Origin of the sequence: Hominimerdicola aceti, assembly GCF_025567495.1 — a bacterium.
Classification (GTDB): domain Bacteria; phylum Bacillota; class Clostridia; order Oscillospirales; family Ruminococcaceae; genus Hominimerdicola; species Hominimerdicola aceti.
Map to the genome: position 1 here is coordinate 1 of NZ_JAOQJZ010000002.1, position 18,173 is coordinate 18,173.

Consider the following 18,173-nt stretch of genomic DNA (forward strand, 5'->3'; position numbering starts at 1 on the left):
CTCCATATTTCTTTGCGTAATTCATTAAGGATTGACGAAACTTCATATCTTGTGTTATACTATTCATGAGAGATAGGCTTCCTTTCTGATTTGAATTTGGTGTGGTAACTTTATTTTATCAGATTTTTGCCTATCTCTCTTTTCTTTTTTCTTAATTTTGTCCAATATCTATTGTAGCACTACACTCCAAGTGGATTAAGCACAGTTTTGGTCATTGATTGTTCAGGTAGTATGCAATACAACGATCCATATGAAGCAGGCAGAAAAAAGGCAGCTGAATCGTTTATTAATGTTCTAAGGAATAAAGATAATGTAGCTATTTTGGCTGAAGACAGCAGGCCTCAGATACTTTGTAATTTTACTTCTGTGGGTCAGAAAAACATATTGTTAAACTCGTTGAATAATATCTACTCTACCGGAGGTAATAATTTTGATGCGTCGATAAATCAATCAATTCAACTACTAAAAACACAGACAGGTGCTCCAAAAAAAATGATTGTATTTATGTCTGATGGTGGATGTAATATTTCTGATTCATATTTAAAAGAAGCGGATAGTTTAGATATTTCGATCTACACTATTGGGTTTGGCTTAGGTTCTGATGATAAAACACTTGAACATATGGCAAAGATGACTCATGGTGAATTCTACAAAGCCATTACAACTAATGATTTAGCCGATATTTATTCCCAAATTGCATTGGATACTTTCTTTGATACAAAAGATACAGACGGTGATGGTTTGTATGATGTTTTTGAATTAGCTGGTATACGAGTGCAGAACGGACAGATAGTTAACACTAGATATGATTTGCCTGACACTGACAAAGACGGATTAAAAGATGGTGTTGAAATTGAACCTGTACCGATTTATAAGACTATTATAATGGATCACAAAGAGCAGGAAGTAACTGCTGGTTATTATTTTATTATGAATTCTAATCCTGAAAGTAATGACGATTCAGATGGTGACGGTTATTCGGATATTGAAGATCCGTATCCCATGGATAAACCTGACATTTTAGGTGATAAATACGATTTCCTTGATGGAGAGACATATTATCTTACTAAAATGGTAGGTATTTATCCGGAATACTATATGAATGTAAAAGACAACTCCACTAATCCAGGGGCGTCTTTGATAATGTATAATTATACAGGAAACAATAATCAAAAATTCAAGTTTGAATGGTGCGATGAAGGTTATAAAATTCATGCATTGAATAATGAAGAATTGGTATTAACTCTGCACTTGAATGATGACGGAAGTTATTCTGTATTTATGGGCAATGACTTAAACTTGCAGGGACAATTATGGGAAGTACTACCTTATAATAACGGTGCTAAAGGATTGCTTGGTGAGAATGGTCTGGTAATACGCTCAAAAGTTTTGTATTATGAAAACAACGATACTATAGGTAAACCTTTATACTTAAGCTATAAAAACAATCAAATTTCAGTATCAACAGACAGAATAAATAATGCAAGATTTATGACTTGTGCTATTGCTGATTGGACGAGGTTTGGCGATGCTTATATGCAGTATGTTGGCTGGACTTATACTTCTAATGATAAAATCAATAGAGCCATGAAAAATTACACGAATAATACCAAAATTGGTCTTAAAAAATATGGCGATGATAAAAATATATATTTTTATAACGAAAAGATGCTAGTTATTAATCAATCCAACGGAAATTTTTCAGATGATGGTGGATTAATGTTTGCAGATGTGCCTATGCATGGAGTAATATGCGAATTAATGGCAGCCTTTAATGCAGCAACATTAGCTGGTGAAAATGTTAACTTTTTCAAAACCGCAGCAGAGTTTGAATATAATGCTTTAGTTTTAGATATAGTTACTGGTGGATTATTTTCCAATAAAACCGATTATTTAAAAGATGGTTTTTATGGTAGTAACCCGGATAAAGTATCGGATTGGCTAGACTCTCTCAACCTAACATATAAAACTTACAAGAACCCTAAAATTGGTGATTTAGAATATGCATTTGATTTTGGCAATGCTTTAGCTCAAGAAATGGATAGCGAGTTTACAAATGGTAATGTTGCTTATTTTTCATATAAGTACGAAAGTTCAATTGAGTTAGGAGCATTCGCAAAAGTTGTCACATATCAAAAACAGCATTCTGTTGCTGGAATAAAAGATGATAACTCAGGTATGATAGCGACATTTAATAGATACAGCAACTATACTGAAGCACAACACAATGATGGAAATACGACCTATTTTAATTCTATTGATGAAATCGCGAATAAAGAGGGTTGTATTTTTGATGTGGGTTATTTAATACAGAAAAAATAAGGTTTTATTTCAGCGTTTCAATATGATAATTTAGCAGGCTGATTTACATTAACATTTTGCCAATCAGCCTGTTTTATTTCATTAATAGGTGCTTTTGTGAAATCAGAAATTTGAGGATTATTATGAGAAAAAAATATAGAAAAAATATGATTGCGTTTCCGCTAATATTTATAATTATCGGCTTACTTATTTTAAGACATTTATTCACAAATCAGGGCGATATTAGTATCCATGTTAAAGATAATTATTCTCATGCTTGTCATGTTAATGATTTAATTGTTTATCTTGACTCTGATGGAATCTATTGTAAAAATTCAAAAGGAAATATAGATAAAATATGTAATATCTCTATTGCAAAAACTTCTACTGTAACAGCCGACGAGGAATTTATATTCTTTTCTCCCTCAGTTGATTCTAAAAAAATATTTCAGCTCGACTGTTTTGGTAATGTTATTAAAATACATAACATATCACATAGTATTTACGATATGTATTTCGTCGATGACATATTATATGTTCTTAATTATTCCGATATTAATATGCGTTATGACATAAAAGCATATAGTAGTGTTGATGATATGAAAATAATTGATTTAGATAAATGCCCATATGACTATAATATAACTGTTGAAAAAAATTTTTTTTCTGCCAATATACAAATTATCAATAACCGCAATCATTGTTACTTGAAAATAACTGATAAAAATGAAAAAACAGTTTTTTGCAATGTATATAATAAGAAGAATGCAAAACAGATTTTTTTATCTAAAACTGATATGACAGCATCTTTATATGATAATAAATTGATATTGTTTCCGCTAAAATCAGGGAAATTAAACAACTATTATATAATAAATATAGATAATGGTAAAGTCGTAGAATCCGGGACAACTTTTAATATTGATTATTCATATCAGCCGATTAAACAATCTGATAAATATTTAATTATCATAGCACAGTATTCACATTACGCAAAAGGATTTACAGATAATGTATCTGAACAAATTGACGGTGACAGAATTATTTTATGGAATTATGAAACATCACATTTTGAAGAAAAGAAAACTAAAAATCACGAAAGAATCATTTATGCCAACTCCCAAAAAGCAATAACCTATTATAAAGGTAAATATCTGACATATTCGCTTGAGGATTGGAGTCTTATTAAAAAGCAGTCAGTTGATGAGATCAAAGAAGGCGGTTCGTACACTTTTGAATCCTGCGGTGACTACATTTTTGTGTTCGATAATAATTCCGGTGAATTGCTGAATACTATCAACATTGCTTAATTTGATTTGCTCTGTAAACTCATATGTTTGCAGAGCAATCTTATTCTTCAATTTAATATAAACAGCAAAACAACCGACCGTTTCTTAGACAGTCGATTGTTTTAACTATTAATTAACATAACTAAACCTATTGCTGATAACTTCTTCTTTCTCAATCGGTTTTTTACGTTCCTTATTGCAGCCCCGATTTTACGGGCTTTTTTTTTGACGTTTTAGGGACGAAAATTTTTTAGTGTGAAACTGTAGATGTTTTTTAGTCAAAAAGGGATTTGAACCCACGACACTTGATACTAATCAGGGGTTTTGGAAATGTGTCGGCATTTTCAAGGGAATCGTTACTGATTTTCGCATAAAACTATTTCACAAAATTTGCAAGCCTATTTTGTTGGTTTCTCACAAAGTTGAAAACCGATGAAATAGGCTTTTTTCATTTTCTGAGGTTCATTTCCACTGTTTTCTTTTACAGGCACAGAGCCTTCACGGGTTGCAATGTACTTCACATAGTTCTGCGATTTTTTTTTTACTGCACCTTTTTTCAGGTATCTGCTAGTTACGATTAGCATGGGCATGGTGTCACTCCTTTCGTTGGGGATTGATATTTCTTCGTGAATGTTGTATAATTTAGAAAGTAATGATAAAATACACAGCGAGGGTACATGTATGGAGAAATATGAGGTCGCATTACTGAATTTAACTGAAAACTCAGAAGTCAACACGGTTGTATATGCAGATGAAGCAGAAACATGCGATACAGATGATTTTCCAACAACCGAACAACAGAAGTTGTTTATAAAGGATTGGTTTGCATTGTTATAATATATCAAGAATCCAAGGAGGAATATTTCATGAGTTTATTTGGTGATATTGATCTGACTAAGCTGTTTGACCATGACAGCGAGTACGGAAAAAGTTATGTATTCGGTGAGATTACAGACGAGATGATTGCAAGAGCCGAACAGACTTTAGGATATAAAATGCCTGCATCATACATTGAACTGCTGAAGGTTCAAAACGGTGGTATGATTTCTGATGAATTAGATGAGAGCTGGCTGACAACGATCTACGGAATCGGTCCCACTGCTGACACATTCAACAGTCTGGAAGAGAGATTTGAAAACTGGAAGGAAGAATGGGAGTATCCTGACATTGGTATTCCTTTCGGTGAAACACAGTCAGCAGGTCATGATATGTATTACATGGATTTCAGATCTGCTGACGAAAACGGCGAACCTCGCATTGTCAGAATAGTCAACGAGATGGATAATGAAGTTTATTTCGTCGCTGACAATCTCGTGGAGTTTATTAAGTTGATCATTGCCAACCAGGAAATTGAAGAGAACGTTTGGATTAAGGAGATTGTTATGGGTTTATTTTCTAAAATAAAGGATTTTCTTAGAGGTCCTATCTATCGGATAAACAGAGAAGTTCTGGCGGATTATATGAATAATGAAATTCAGTTTTCAGTGGAGAATAATTTATCTGCCTGTGGAGAATTTTATTTGTCACCATCAGAAGATGAACCCGAAGAGCATATCATCATAACCAACAACGATGCTCCGTGTAAATGTCCGATGGAGTCAGAGAAAGATTTTACAGGCATTACGATTTACGCCAACAGAAGTTCATATTACAATCCTGAAAAGGATGAGATTTATCGCACTGTTGATGAATTTATACGATTCAAATTGAATGAATTTCCTGAATGGTTTATTTTCAGAGGTGAAACATCAGATTTAGATAAGTATATGATTAAGAAGTAAAAAATCAAATCCGAGAATTATGTACATGCCGTAATCAGACACTCTGATCATGGCTTTTGTTTTACTCCTTCTGATACCTGACAGCATCCTCGCAGTTAATGGCACCGTTGATTTTACGCACCTCGTTGATGCACATGACAAGAAGCTGACGAAGCGTTTCATCGTCAACATCATTCGCCACCGCAAGCAGGTGCGTCAGCTTGCCAAGCTCAACAGCAACCTTGAATAGCAGATGTGCCAAGCGCTGTTCTGTACCATTGATCTGCGCTTTCACTGTTTCGGTAATCATCGGAGAGAGATTATCTTGCTGACTCAGATAGCCGATATAAAACATTATAGCCTTTTCAATGAACTCACTTGCTACATAATTCTTGTTCGTATAAAATGTGTCAAGTGAAATTGACAAAACCAAAAGTGAGTATGGCAAAGCACTTTTGACAGGAGAACATCTGGAACAGGACATTGAAAGAGATAAGGAACAAGCTATCGAATGGTTTACAAAGTCCGCAAACGATGGCAACGAGTATGCACAGGCTATTCTGGACGAAATATCGAAGTTTGAGAATGACCTGCTTGTGAATACGATTTTTAGTTTGTTTGTTAGCCTTAGTAGGTGTATAGAGGACGACTATGAGCAAAAGTACAAGTCGGTCAGGCAGACGGTGGACAGCAGGCTGCGGAGGATGATAAGACAGAAAAAGCTGTCGATTGGTATCAAGGACGAGCAGGCTCAGAGCTATGAGTAATCATATTAATTCCGGAGTATATAGATGTTTGAATGGCGGATTGTTTGGTGACAATTATTGCAAAGCTAAGCGTTTATACACGGATGTAAGTGATTTTATAACATAATTAATAAAAGGTGTATTGATTTAGTGAAAAATGTTTGATATAATGTCATACAAAGGCGGTGAAGGGTATGCTTAAAATCGCAGTTTGTGATGATAATGAGAGTTTTTTAGAAACATTAAAAAGAATAATTTCAGAGAATGCAATAAATTATTTTAAAGATGTAAATGTTCAAGGTTTCAATAACGGTCAACGTTTATTGAATCAGCACAAACGTTTATTTTTTGATGTGATTTTTTTGGATATTGATATGCCTGAATTCACAGGCTTTGATGTTGCAGAAATATTAAGAAAACAAAGAAGGGATTGTTATATAATATTTGTTACAAATCACAATGAACTGGTGTACGGAAGCATGGAATTTCAGCCGTTTTACTTTATACAAAAGTCTAGCGTTTCAAGATTAAATAAAGATGTTGTTAATGTTTTAAACAAGCTTTCTGTTTATTTAAAGCAGCACCAAAAAATAATTTTGAGCGATGAAGAGCATGGGCGAATCTGCATTCAATACAGAGACATTTTGTATATTGAAAGTGACAATCATCATGTGAAATATTGTATCTTGGATGAGTATGGTTCACAGATTCATATTAAAGTACGTGCAGTTATCGGTGACCTTGAAAGTGAGCTTGCGGAATACGATTTTTCGAGAGTTCATAAAAAGTATCTTGTTAATCTTAGTCATGTTTTTAATTTGGATATGAAAAATGACGAAGTTATTTTTCAGCAAGGTTTTAGACTTCCAATGAGTAGAAAGTACAAACACACGGTTGATACCGATTTTTCAAAATATTTGAGGGAAACGATATAAATGAGTATAATATGGATTGCTTTTGAAGTGATTATAAATTTCTATGAAGGTTTTATGGAAACTTATTTTATATATAAGTTTTTGCCTCCGAAAACAGAAAACACTAAGAAAAACATTATTGCTTTTGCATTGTGTTTCTGCACGCTCGGATTACTGATAACCGTAATGAATTACTTAACGATTTTTGAGGGCATTCTTGGAATTGTCTGCTACTTAACGGCTTTGTTTCTCTATGCCCTAGTGAACAGAAAAGGCAGTATAATAAAAAAACTGTTTGCAGCCACTGTTCCTCTTGTTATGATTTCTTTAATATCTATAATTACGCTTAATTTTGTTTCATCAGTAAATTCAATGTCAATAAAAGAAATAGTTACGGAATCCGGATTTGCTCGTTTTACGGTATTGATTTTTGCACAGGCATTATTCTTTATTTCAGTAAAGTTGATGCTGAAATTATTGGCAACGACTTCTGAGAACTTTAATGCAGTTGAGTGGATCGCTATTATATTAATACTTGCAATATCCATTATTATGATGTTCTTACTTCATTTGATAGCTATTGATTCGACGCAGAGACTCTATATAAACTTATTGATTTTAACGATAGTTGCAGTTAACATTATAATTTTTTATATGATTGATTCTATTTCTGTGAAAAATAATCAGAAAAAAGAACTGGAACTTTTAAAGGTCCAAGAGCAATACGGTCACCAATATATAGAGAATGCAAGTCAGCAATATGATTCGATAAGAAAGATTAGACATGATTTGAAAGATCAGTTGTCCGCTGTATATACAATGATAGCTCAGGGACACGCAGATGAATCAATGAAGTACATAGAGAAATATGTTAACGTTATATCAATCAGTGAAAGCTTTGTAAATACAGACAATTATATTGTAAATGCTATTATAAATTCTAAGTTTGCAGTCGCAGCGACAGAAGGAATCAGAACAAATTGCAGCTGCATTAAGAGCTTTGATGGTATAGATGATATTGATATGCTTCATATTTTAAGCAATACGCTTGACAATGCTATAACGGCTAGTGAAAAAATAACTGACGAGTCAGAAAGGTTCATAAACCTTGACATCAGTAAAACAATGGACATATATAGAATAGTAGTCAGAAATGCAATTAATGAGTCTGTTTTAAAAAGGAATCCGAGCCTTAAAACAACAAAATTAAATGCCCATAAGCATGGGTGGGGAATTAAAATAATACGAGAGATTGCAGAAAAATATCAGGGAAGATGTGAATTTTACGAATCTGATAAAGTGTTCACATGTTTGATAACGTTAAAATCAACTTTACTGTAAAACGTTAAAATCTCTTTATATTGGCAAGTTTAAGTTATAGCAAATTGAGAGAAACAAGTTAAATTTATAACGAAAAAGGGAGCTGTTACGCCGGTTTTTATATGGTGGACAGTTCTCTTTTTGTATTTCACGACAAAAACTTACACGTCACGCCAAATTGCTTGACTTGAGTGTAAATAAATTGTATATTATAGCAAATAAAAGACTTGGTGGAAGTAATGAAAAGATTAGTATCGATAATTTTGAATTTTATGATATGGTAGTGGCAGTGCGACCAGTGGTGTAACGTGTTATTTGACCAATACAAGGGGACATGGTTGGAGCTCGGTCACATCAACACATACAGCAACTGGTTACTCTAAAAGAAATTAAATAAAACAGGATCATATGTGTCTTAATTTGTTTTTATTTGGGCATAGTGAAAGCTATGCCCGAATTATTGAACGAAGGAGTGTTGTATATTGAAAAAATATAGATCTGGACTAACGATAATTCTAAGTTGTTTAATGATAACGGGTTGTGCAAGCAATTCTGATATTTCCTCAATAAGCAAGATCTCAGATTACAGTTCAAATGACAATACAAGTTCTTATGAAACAGATGATACCCTTGATGATGAAGTTGAATACTATTATTCAGACGATACTCCGATTTATAGTTTTGAGAAAAGATACGAAAAAATCAAAGAACAATATCCCGATAAGTCTGTGCTTGTTTGGGTAAGTGACCAAAATATTCGATATGAAGATGAAGTAAATTCGTATTTATCTGAACACAATAAAAATTATGTATTGTGTTTCAAAAATCTTACATATGACGTTGATATGGTAGATGATAACTCTAACTTTATAACCTCATATGCACAACTATTGTCAGATGCGTTTGATAATGGAGAGAAATTCGATATAATTGATACAGGGCTTAAATATCAAGGCTTTGATACATTCTATAATCCATATCAGAATTGTGTCAACAATAATTTTCTCGAACCATTAAATACATACCTTGAAAACACCGAGTGCGGTAAGAAAATTTATGCCGAAATGTCAACAAATTATTGGAAGAGTTTAATGATAAACGGCAAAATTTATGGTATCGACGGTTCGTTGTCTTGCTTAAAAGAAGATCTTGGATATGAGCTTAATGCTGATTTAGTTGATAAAAACAGTATAGATCTTGATGATTTTTTAGGAAAATATGATACATCACTCCAGAAAGTTATTGATCTGTGCAAATCCAGAGGTTGGAAATTTACCATCGGAATGTACGGATTTATGCAATTATACTCAAATTATGATTTTATAACTGATAATATTTGCATCGATGATAATGGTCACGCCGTGAATATTTACGAAACCGATTATGCAAAAAATCTTTTCAATACCATATCCGACGGTTTCACAAATGACGTTATAGTCAACCCTGTCAATGATAATATAAATGATATAGATACATATTTTGGCTCTATAAATTCTACATTATGCGGTGGCTATACAAACAACAAATTTAAAACGAGCCAAGAATACGGTTTGCAAACGAGCTATGCCTCAACTGAATCATACACTATATATCCGCAATACTCTAATAAAATATATACTTCTTCAAAAGCTTTGGGCATATGTGCGTTATCAGACAACAAGTATCTTGCATTTGACGCTATCTGCGAGGTTATGACAAATAAAGAGTTGAATGATCTCTTGTGTTTTGGTACTGATTATGACATTATAAATGGATGCATAAAACCATATGGGTATTATAATACAATGGGTGTCGAAAACAGATTGATACGATATCCGTTTTATGGTGTTAATGACCCTAATTCAAATGAAAAGTACCACGAGGCAATAACAGATTTTAAATTATCAAAGAGTGTTGGCTTTTGTTTTGACACTACAAATGTTTCTGATAAAATTTTAGCTGTTGATAAGGTTTTAAAGACTATTGATTATGATTTTCCTTCTAAGGAATATAAAACAGGTAAAGAATATTTAGATAAATTGAACGATGATCTGAATTCCGCAGGCTTGCAGGATATTCTTGACGAGGTAAACAGACAGCTGGAGGAGTACAATGAAACACACAATACAGATAATTAGCATATTGTCAGCGGCAGCTATGACCCTGACCGCTTGCGGTAAAAGCGATAAAAATAAGGACAGCAACGCCGCACAGGCAGATAAGTGGAGGATAGTTTCTGTTTATGAATGTGCAGACTATGACAATAACATTTGCTTTTCCACGCAGGAAAATTCACGTCTTGACTTTGTGGATATGACAACCCTTGAGGACAGCCCTGTGTGCGACGACCCTTCTTGCAAACATCGTGAGGGTTCTGATTGCACTGCATATGGCAAGGACAATCACCCTTTTATTTACAATAAAAGGCTCTATTATCTGAGAAGTTCCGATATAATAACCAAAGATGACGGAACATATACAACAAATACCATGATGTTTTGTTCTGACATAAATGGTGCTAATGAAAAGCAGGTCGCTGAGATTGACGGGCTTAGCTATAATGATTATGATAGAATGGCGATAGTAGGCAGCTCAGCGTATCTTGTCATGACTAACCAGCCTTATGACAAGGATTTTAAAGAACTAGAGCCGTCACTGGAGTTGGTTTCGGTGGCTCTTGACAGCGGAAAAGTCAATAATATAGGCGAAGTCACAAAGGGATATAGCTGCGGTGCGTGGGTGTATGGCTTGTGGGATAATAAGCTCATTTTCCGTACATCAAAGGCGGCAGATAATCGTCCGTTTATGGAACGTTTGCAGGACTTTGCAGATAAAAACGGACTGTCTGAAAGTGAAGCTATCGAGCAGTATAACGATAAGGCGGAGTATGATTACCAGTATCTTTCCTATGATATTTCAAGTGGTAAGGTGGAGAAAAACGCCATGCCTGAGCCGTCTGCAATATCTGACAACTGCTATTGCTATGTGAAAGACGACAAGCCATGCTATCTTGACAAAAGTGGCAAAGAGCAGACTATCGAGGGCATTGATGACGGAACAAACGTGACAAATATTGCAACAATAAACGGCTATGCACTCATAGACAGCGAGAACAGTCAGTATCTTTTCAAAGAAAGCGACAAGACCACTTCAAAACTCACAGATACATATGACATTGCCGCCATAAAGGGCGATCAGGTTATTATCAGAACAGGCGGCACGCCCGCATATGAGAAGAAAGCTGTCTCGGAATTGGAGAACTCAAAATGAACCTCACCCTAACAAACCTCACCAAACAATACGGCAGCTTCACTGCCCTTCAAAACTTCAATTATGAGTTCACCGCAGGGGTGTACGGTCTGCTTGGCCCAAACGGCGCAGGAAAATCCACGCTTATGAATATCATCACCGATAATCTTAAAGCCACATCGGGTTTGGTGAGATTTGACGGCGAGGATATTACCAAAATGGATGCCGACTTCAGAAAAATACTGGGCTTTATGCCCCAGCAGCAGGGTATATACCCAAACTTTACCCTAGAGCGTTTCCTCTACTATATGGCAGCACTTAAAGGTATGAAAAAAGCGGACGCAAAGCCGCAGATAGAAAAGCTAATCAACCTTGTCAACTTGCAGGACAGCCGAAACAAACGCCTCGGCGGCTTTTCGGGCGGTATGAAACAGCGTGCCCTCATCGCACAGGCTATGCTCGGCGAACCGAAAGTCATTATCCTCGACGAGCCTACCGCAGGCCTTGACCCGAAGGAGCGTATCCGTATAAGAAATCTGGTGGCACAAATAGCTTTCGATAAGATCGTCATAATAGCCACCCACGTCGTTTCGGACATCGAGTTCATCGCAAAAGAAGTCCTGCTGATGAAAAGGGGCGAGATAATCGACAGCGGCGCACCGCATATCCTCTGCGAAAAGATCGACGGCAAAGTGTTCGAGATAACCGCCGACGAGAGTATGCTGAATGATATTTCCGCAAAATACAAGGTGGGAAATATCTCAAAGGACGAGAAAAATATCTACGTCCGTGTTATCAGCGAACAGCCGCCGAAAGACTTTGAGTACAAGCTCTGTAAGCCCGACCTCGAGGACCTCTACCTCTATTATTTCGACCAGGGGGCGAGCCGATGATCTTCATAAACGAACTGATAAAAGCGTCCTGCAAGCGCACAACTATTGCAATTTTCGCCGTTCTGCTAATTCTCAACGGCGTTTTGCTGTATATAAACGAGACAAAACAGACGCTTGAATACACCCCTGAACAGTACAAAGCCGCCTATCAGACCCTCGAGGGGCTTGACACACACGCCGCTTTTAAGCAAATTTCTCAGAAAAAAACGGAGCTTGAGTTGATACAAAGGCTGTCATTTGGAGAGGATATTTCGCAGGAAAACTGCAACGCTGAGGAACTTTTGAAAAGCTATAAAAACAAGGACTATCTTGAATTTACAAACGATATCTACCCCGAAATAGAGCTGACCGACCGCCTTTTTGAGGAGATATCAGCCTGCGAAAATTATGACAGCTATCTTGAAAATATCGACAGCACCGCACGGAAAATGACGGGCATTTCGCTGTTTGCTGACCCTGACAGTTTCAGCTACAAAAATATCGCACGAACGCCTGCGGACTTCGCCCACCTCAAAGGCTCTAAGCTCACCGCCGCACCCTCAAAGGGCGTTTCAATGGCAACGGGTTTTCTCGCCACAGACCTTATTGCAATACTGATGATAATGACCGTGGTTGTCACGATTGTCACCCGTGAAAAAGAGCTTGACCAGATAACCCTCGCGCGCACGACTTTCAAGGGCAGAATGCCGCTCGGTATCGCAAAGCTTTTCACCTGTTTTGCGGCGGCGATGGCAGCTGAGATCTTGCTTTACGCCGTGAACTTCGCAGTTTCATATTTTACATACGGCTTCGGCAATCTGTCAAGGCAGATACAGTCGGTATACGAATTTAACGGCAGTAATTTGAAAATATCCGTACTGCAATACTTTGCACTTTTCCTAGCGGCGAAACTTGCAGTTTACTGCGTATTTGCAGCGATCATCTACCTTGTGACGGTGGTATCGAACACCGCTGTAAAGGTATACGGCGCGCTGATGATAACCATAGCGGCGGAAGCTGTGCTGTACTATACCATACCGAGCACGAGCTATCTTTGTCCGCTGAAATACATTAATATTCTTGCATACGCCAACACAAAAGATCTTTTTGCAAACTATCTCAATCTCAACCTTTTCGGAAAACCTGTCAACTATATGGCTGTATTTGTCAGCTCGGCGTTGGTATTGCTGATTGTGATTTCCATACTCTCTGTACTGATATTTTCAAAGCAAAGGGTGATAAAAAGCCGCACAAGAAAATTCAGTCTTGCAAAGTTCAGCATTTTCAAGGGCAGGACGACAAACCTCTTTTTGCAAGAGTGCTACAAGGTCTTTATCGGCGGAAAGGCTCTGCTGATTTTGATAGCATTTGCAGTCATCACCGCAGTTTCATATTCTCCTATCAGCGAGAGCTTTTCGTCAGCAGACGAGGTTTATTACAAGCAGTATATGCTTAAATTTGAGGGCGAATACACTTCCGAAAAACAGAAAATGATAAACGAGGAAGATCAGAAATTTGCCGACGCACAAATGAAAATGTCAGAAGAAATGGCGAACTCAGAGGGCGACGGCGTTTTCATAATGATGAAGTATCAGGATATACTTGCTCCGCAGTACGCATTCGAGCAGGTCAAGGCTCACGCTGAGTATCTGAGTACAACAGAAAACGGTGAATTTGTCTACGACAGCGGCTATAAGCTTTTGACGGGCGACGAAAGTGCAGGCAACAAGGACTTGACCCTTGGTCTTACCGCAATGGCAATGGTGATACTTTGCCTTACCTACGTTTATGCCGCCGAGTATCAGACAGGTGCGAACGTGCTGTTAAAAACCTCTGCCCGTGGCAGGGAGGACACCTTTCTTTGCAAGTTCGGCATTGGCGTTATCATTGTGACGATCATTTTCGCTCTGACCTATACGCCCTACTTTTACAACGTTATCAGCGCATACGGCACAAGAGGGATAAATGCCCCAGCCTGCTCGATAGAATCACTTTCAACTTTTGATATTTCTATCAAAGAATATCTCATTCTTATAAGCCTTGGGCGGTATCTCGCTTTGCTCTGCGCAATGCTCATCATCTATTTTCTGTCGGCAAAGCTCAAGAGTGTTATCTCGACATTCCTTGCGGCGACGGCGGTGCTTATTTTGCCGATATTGCTGGCTCTGCTGGGGATAGGCGTGTTTGAGTATGTCTTGCTGGATCCTATTTTGGTGGGGAATTTGTAAAGGGTAATATCTTGATAAAAATATTTATTAATTTAAAACCACGCATCCAATACAAGCTTTATCTAAAATGACAATACTTGTATAATTCAAAGTGATAAAGACCTGCAAATAAAAGTCAAGCCCCAATTAAGTGAATTTACAAACAATTCACAAAGATAAAAAGTGCATGACTAAAAGACCGCATCAAAATCTTTTTTTTGAAGCAGTCTGATTAAAAAATATTTGTTTAGAAATCAGTTCAGAGCCTGCATGACCCGAGCATTGTAAATGCGCAGGAACTTGTGCACAGCGTTTCAAGAGTGGAATTAAGCATCACAGCCGCTTCTGTAATAATCTTAATGACGGAATCCGTCATAGGTAATACGCTTATCTGTGTTTTGCAATATGAGTGGATATCAGCAACTTTTTTATCACTATAGTTGTAATTGTTCTTTCTGCACCAGCTTTGATACTTTACCTTAAAAGCTGATAAGGAAAGCTTTGAAATAGAATGAATATGAGGAAACTTCAACACGAAATCGACCCATTTTTCGTGACCGTCAGACTCTCTGCGAGGTGAAGTGAATAATGTGTTGGCATTTGGAAAGCAGGAATCAAGCAGGCTGATAAGATTGTTTTTCTGCATAACAAGAATTTTATTATATTGAACATACTGCCTGTTAAGGATCTTAAGCGTTTTGCGAATATCATTGGCAGGTATGTACTCACGAAGGTCAAGCCATTTATCGATAGCAAACGAGGCTATTTTTAGAGAATCTTTCTTATCGGTCTTGACCTTTCTAACACGATTTGTGCCATAGTCATCGATCAACAAAGGATTGACTACGGATACAAATATACCCTGGTTGTGGAGTGCATTGGCGATCGGTTCATAATATGCACCTGTGTATTCCATAACAACCTTTGTTTCACCTGAAAGTGATTTGATGAGCTGCACAAGCTTATTGAGATCACTTTCTGTGTGAGACACATCAAATGGTTCAGCTATGACAACTCCATTATATATCGTAATATTATTACAACGTTTTAATCATATTTTTAAACTATTGACGACTATTAAATGGAATTGTTTCATCTATAAAAAAACAGACCCCTATTTAAAACAGGGGCCTGATAAATTTAGCATTTTTCTTTCATTTTGAACTTTGTCAGATTGATTATCAACGCAAAAAGTGCCATAAAAAGAACTGCCACTACGAGAGTAACTGTCGATAATTTAATAAGGCTGTCAGTTAAGCCATACATGGATCTTGTGAGTGCATTATACACTGTGTCATTATGTATCGCAAGCCCGTCATAATATTTTGTACCCTTTAGGATAGCACACGGAACAAGAATGAGCATTGAGGAACAGAAAAGTGAAGTGCCTACCCAATAAAGCAAACCACCTATATGCTTTCTGTTTACTGCTGCCATAACGCCTATAAGTATAACAGCCGTTGCAATAAGAGCTATCCTTATTTTTCTCGCAAGTACAAGCAGATCTTTAAGCTTTGTGGAAATGCCATTAGGTTTATTTATATGGCTCAAAAGCATAACGTCAAGGTCGGATTCAATTGCCTGTTCCACATTTTTTATTGTCTTCTGCTTTATGTCTTCAAGTTCCTGAGAATATTTAACGCCTTCTTTTTCAGCCCATTTTGTATAATCGTCTGAGATATTCTTTTCAAGAAGCGTAAAGTCTGCCTTAAACTCAGGAAGTCCACTCTTTTTGCCAAGAATATAACTGAAAGTATCTTCAACATAGCTATAAATAGCGTTTGATACATCAGTTTTGTTAATCGACTTCTTCAGGGTATCAGCTTCAACACCAGTGTAGGCATATTGTTGTTCACAATATGTCTGTATCTCTTCGAAAGCCGTGTCCTCGATTTTTATCTTGTACATACTGTTCGTATAGGTTGTCGGTTCAAAGAAAATATTGTCTGCCGCAAACAGAAGTGACAGCGCAAGGAATATAAACGCCAAAAACAGCGAGATTATCAGATTAGGCAGGTAGTTGTATAGTTTTTTGTTTTTCACAGATCTTACCCTCCTAATTCTTATATTCTTTGCTTACGACTTTGCAAATAACATATAGCCTCTGATCTGAAAGACCCATATATCCATTGTTCCAGCAAGTGTAGAGTATCAGATCATCTACAGGTGGATCTGCGGTCACGTCATAATACAAAAGGGAAGTATCTGTATCTGGAAGTACCTTAGTTTCTGTGACCTCATAAGTAAATTTGCCATAATCTGTTTTTAGTATCACTTGATCACCCACTAGAATATTAGGTAAATATCTGAAATAAGTGTGGTTATGTGCCGCAAGGACAACTCTGCCTGTAGCACCTATATATGCAGAATAGTTAGATTGCACAACCCCTTTTGCTAGGAGATCATCAGAGTCTCCCCAGTAAACAGGCTCTTTGTCAATGCCTGCCTTATCATTCTTTACGGTCAGCTCGGCATATTTGTCGCCGTAATACGGATAGATTATCTCATGCTGTTCCGTCTTATTTTCAGAATCTGGCACTGTGACTTTTGTTAATCCCTTCATAGGCAGTGCGTCTGCATTTCTGTATTTATTATCCTCTGATGGGTTTTTCAAATGAGCGTTCTCATTGAACGCTATTGCTGCATATCCTTGCAGCTCTATGAATTTTTTATAACTTACCAGCGTCATGATAGACAAACAAAGAGCCAAAACTAAAAGAGGCGTCAAGACCATTACAGCCACTGACGTCCTCTTATTTTTTTTCAGTTTGTTTGCGTCAGACGAGGAAGCTTTAACCTCTTTCCTGACCATATCTTAGCACTCTTTGTTCTTCTTAACAGCTACTGTAATACCAAATGCACTAAGAGCAAGTGTAAGAACCGCAGCAACCTGAACAGCTGTCATGCTGTTTGCACCAGTATTAAGTGAACCGTTACCTGTGTTTGTTCCAATGTTTGTATTGCCATCTGAATCAACAACCTGAACGTTCCAATCCTTGCTTGTAAGCTCGTCTACCTTGATAGTAACACCAAAGTGTTTACCTGTAGCTACGCAAGCATCAGCAATAGCCTTTCTGCTATCCTCGCCCATTTCCTTAAACACCTGTCTAAGCTGATCGTTTGTTAGTGAAGCAAGATCTGTTCCTGCACCAAAAAGCTTGTCAGCAACAGGCTGAACATATGTAGCACCACAATCAGAGAGAGCCTTTACCATGTAATCATAGTCAGCAGAGCTGAACTTTGAAGCGTGAGAATCAAGGTAGTTCTTAAGCTCTGATACGTGGTTAGAAGGAACACCTGCTGATTTAGCTGCAGAAACAACATCGGCAGAAGAAGCTGCTGATGCGCTTACAACCATTGTTGAAGCAATGATGAACGCAGTAACAGAAGCCGAAATTGACTTAAATATCTTTTTCATAACACCTATCACCTTTCGTAATATTTTCTTATAACAATATTATACACTATTAAAATTCGATTGTCAATATTTTTATTGGTATTTTTTTCAGAAAAAAGCAAATATTTTTACGATAATT

17 protein-coding genes are annotated in these 18,173 nt (G+C 36.8%); 11 read left to right on the forward strand and 6 right to left on the reverse strand.

The features are described 5' to 3' along the window. Positions 1 to 207: 207 nt before the first annotated feature. Together OCV57_RS02180 and OCV57_RS02185 are read left to right on the forward strand one after the other, a co-directional pair. Complete coding sequence (locus OCV57_RS02180; RefSeq protein WP_267300341.1) at positions 208 to 2,322, forward strand: vWA domain-containing protein; 2,115 nt, start codon at positions 208 to 210, stop codon at positions 2,320 to 2,322. Positions 2,323 to 2,444: 122 nt separating this feature from the next. Next, complete coding sequence (locus OCV57_RS02185) at positions 2,445 to 3,611, forward strand: hypothetical protein (protein WP_267300342.1); 1,167 nt, start codon at positions 2,445 to 2,447, stop codon at positions 3,609 to 3,611. Positions 3,612 to 3,988: 377 nt separating this feature from the next. On the opposite strand, the gene OCV57_RS02190 is transcribed toward OCV57_RS02185, so the two are convergent. After that, positions 3,989 to 4,180 carry a hypothetical protein gene (locus tag OCV57_RS02190; protein WP_267300343.1) on the reverse strand — a complete coding sequence of 64 codons (192 nt, stop codon included), beginning with the start codon at positions 4,178 to 4,180 and terminating at the stop codon, positions 3,989 to 3,991. A gap of 91 nt (positions 4,181 to 4,271) precedes the next feature. Here OCV57_RS02190 and OCV57_RS02195 point away from each other — a divergent pair, with 91 nt between their 5' ends. Next, on the forward strand, positions 4,272 to 4,427 hold the full coding sequence (locus tag OCV57_RS02195) for a hypothetical protein (RefSeq protein WP_256319830.1): 156 nt from the start codon (positions 4,272 to 4,274) through the stop codon (positions 4,425 to 4,427). 29 nt (positions 4,428 to 4,456) lie between these two features. Further along, positions 4,457 to 5,371, forward strand: a complete 915-nt coding sequence (locus OCV57_RS02200) for an SMI1/KNR4 family protein (protein WP_267300344.1) — start codon at positions 4,457 to 4,459, stop codon at positions 5,369 to 5,371. Between the two features lie 61 nt (positions 5,372 to 5,432). Here OCV57_RS02200 and OCV57_RS02205 read toward each other — a convergent pair whose 3' ends face one another. Continuing rightward, positions 5,433 to 5,783 carry a hypothetical protein gene (locus OCV57_RS02205; protein ID WP_267300345.1) on the reverse strand — a complete coding sequence of 117 codons (351 nt, stop codon included), beginning with the start codon at positions 5,781 to 5,783 and terminating at the stop codon, positions 5,433 to 5,435. A 22-nt stretch (positions 5,784 to 5,805) separates the two neighbouring features. On the opposite strand from OCV57_RS02205, the gene OCV57_RS02210 reads away from it, so the two are divergent. The 7 genes from OCV57_RS02210 to OCV57_RS02240 all read left to right on the forward strand — a co-directional run bounded on the left by OCV57_RS02210 (position 5,806) and on the right by OCV57_RS02240 (position 14,658). Continuing rightward, positions 5,806 to 6,117: an SEL1-like repeat protein gene (locus OCV57_RS02210; protein WP_267300346.1), complete on the forward strand. Its 312-nt coding sequence runs from the start codon at positions 5,806 to 5,808 to the stop codon at positions 6,115 to 6,117. A gap of 173 nt (positions 6,118 to 6,290) precedes the next feature. Further along, positions 6,291 to 7,031 carry a LytR/AlgR family response regulator transcription factor gene (locus tag OCV57_RS02215; RefSeq protein WP_256321130.1) on the forward strand — a complete coding sequence of 247 codons (741 nt, stop codon included), beginning with the start codon at positions 6,291 to 6,293 and terminating at the stop codon, positions 7,029 to 7,031. Beyond that, a complete protein-coding gene (locus tag OCV57_RS02220) occupies positions 7,032 to 8,351 on the forward strand; it encodes a sensor histidine kinase (RefSeq protein ID WP_256321129.1) in 1,320 nt (439 codons plus the stop codon). 461 nt (positions 8,352 to 8,812) lie between these two features. Further along, on the forward strand, positions 8,813 to 10,447 hold the full coding sequence (locus OCV57_RS02225; RefSeq protein ID WP_267300347.1) for a DUF3502 domain-containing protein: 1,635 nt from the start codon (positions 8,813 to 8,815) through the stop codon (positions 10,445 to 10,447). Next, positions 10,422 to 11,579, forward strand: a complete 1,158-nt coding sequence (locus OCV57_RS02230; RefSeq protein ID WP_117958350.1) for a hypothetical protein — start codon at positions 10,422 to 10,424, stop codon at positions 11,577 to 11,579. The genes OCV57_RS02225 and OCV57_RS02230 overlap by 26 nt, the downstream gene beginning before the upstream one ends. Beyond that, positions 11,576 to 12,451 (forward strand): ABC transporter ATP-binding protein, encoded by an 876-nt coding sequence (locus OCV57_RS02235; RefSeq protein WP_267300348.1) that lies wholly within the window; start codon positions 11,576 to 11,578, stop codon positions 12,449 to 12,451. The genes OCV57_RS02230 and OCV57_RS02235 overlap by 4 nt, the downstream gene beginning before the upstream one ends. After that, positions 12,448 to 14,658, forward strand: coding sequence for a hypothetical protein (locus tag OCV57_RS02240; RefSeq protein WP_267300349.1), 2,211 nt, complete (start codon positions 12,448 to 12,450; stop codon positions 14,656 to 14,658). Before OCV57_RS02235 ends, OCV57_RS02240 begins: the two co-directional genes overlap by 4 nt. A 238-nt stretch (positions 14,659 to 14,896) precedes the next feature. Here OCV57_RS02240 and OCV57_RS02245 read toward each other — a convergent pair whose 3' ends face one another. From OCV57_RS02245 to OCV57_RS02260, 4 genes are all read right to left on the reverse strand, one after another. After that, a complete protein-coding gene (locus tag OCV57_RS02245) occupies positions 14,897 to 15,670 on the reverse strand; it encodes an IS110 family transposase (RefSeq protein ID WP_317244903.1) in 774 nt (257 codons plus the stop codon). A gap of 107 nt (positions 15,671 to 15,777) precedes the next feature. Continuing rightward, entirely contained in the window at positions 15,778 to 16,680 is a 903-nt protein-coding gene (locus tag OCV57_RS02250) for a hypothetical protein (protein WP_267300350.1), read from the reverse strand. Positions 16,681 to 16,693: 13 nt separating this feature from the next. After that, positions 16,694 to 17,449 carry a class D sortase gene (locus OCV57_RS02255; RefSeq protein ID WP_022286497.1) on the reverse strand — a complete coding sequence of 252 codons (756 nt, stop codon included), beginning with the start codon at positions 17,447 to 17,449 and terminating at the stop codon, positions 16,694 to 16,696. Positions 17,450 to 17,452: 3 nt separating this feature from the next. Continuing rightward, positions 17,453 to 18,055 (reverse strand): hypothetical protein, encoded by a 603-nt coding sequence (locus OCV57_RS02260; protein ID WP_022286496.1) that lies wholly within the window; start codon positions 18,053 to 18,055, stop codon positions 17,453 to 17,455. Positions 18,056 to 18,173 lie beyond the last annotated feature (118 nt).

What these genes read in the sequence shown, in the direction of transcription:
- OCV57_RS02185 (WP_267300342.1), top strand. Translation starts at nt 2,445, where the DNA reads ATGAGAAAAAAATATAGAAAAAATATGATTGCGTTTCCGCTAATATTT.
- OCV57_RS02190 (WP_267300343.1), bottom strand. Translation starts at nt 4,180, where the DNA reads ATGCCCATGCTAATCGTAACTAGCAGATACCTGAAAAAAGGTGCAGTA.
- OCV57_RS02195 (WP_256319830.1), top strand. Translation starts at nt 4,272, where the DNA reads ATGGAGAAATATGAGGTCGCATTACTGAATTTAACTGAAAACTCAGAA.
- OCV57_RS02200 (WP_267300344.1), top strand. Translation starts at nt 4,457, where the DNA reads ATGAGTTTATTTGGTGATATTGATCTGACTAAGCTGTTTGACCATGAC.
- OCV57_RS02215 (WP_256321130.1), top strand. Translation starts at nt 6,291, where the DNA reads ATGCTTAAAATCGCAGTTTGTGATGATAATGAGAGTTTTTTAGAAACA.
- OCV57_RS02220 (WP_256321129.1), top strand. Translation starts at nt 7,032, where the DNA reads ATGAGTATAATATGGATTGCTTTTGAAGTGATTATAAATTTCTATGAA.
- OCV57_RS02230 (WP_117958350.1), top strand. Translation starts at nt 10,422, where the DNA reads ATGAAACACACAATACAGATAATTAGCATATTGTCAGCGGCAGCTATG.
- OCV57_RS02235 (WP_267300348.1), top strand. Translation starts at nt 11,576, where the DNA reads ATGAACCTCACCCTAACAAACCTCACCAAACAATACGGCAGCTTCACT.
- OCV57_RS02240 (WP_267300349.1), top strand. Translation starts at nt 12,448, where the DNA reads ATGATCTTCATAAACGAACTGATAAAAGCGTCCTGCAAGCGCACAACT.
- OCV57_RS02255 (WP_022286497.1), bottom strand. Translation starts at nt 17,449, where the DNA reads ATGGTCAGGAAAGAGGTTAAAGCTTCCTCGTCTGACGCAAACAAACTG.
- OCV57_RS02260 (WP_022286496.1), bottom strand. Translation starts at nt 18,055, where the DNA reads ATGAAAAAGATATTTAAGTCAATTTCGGCTTCTGTTACTGCGTTCATC.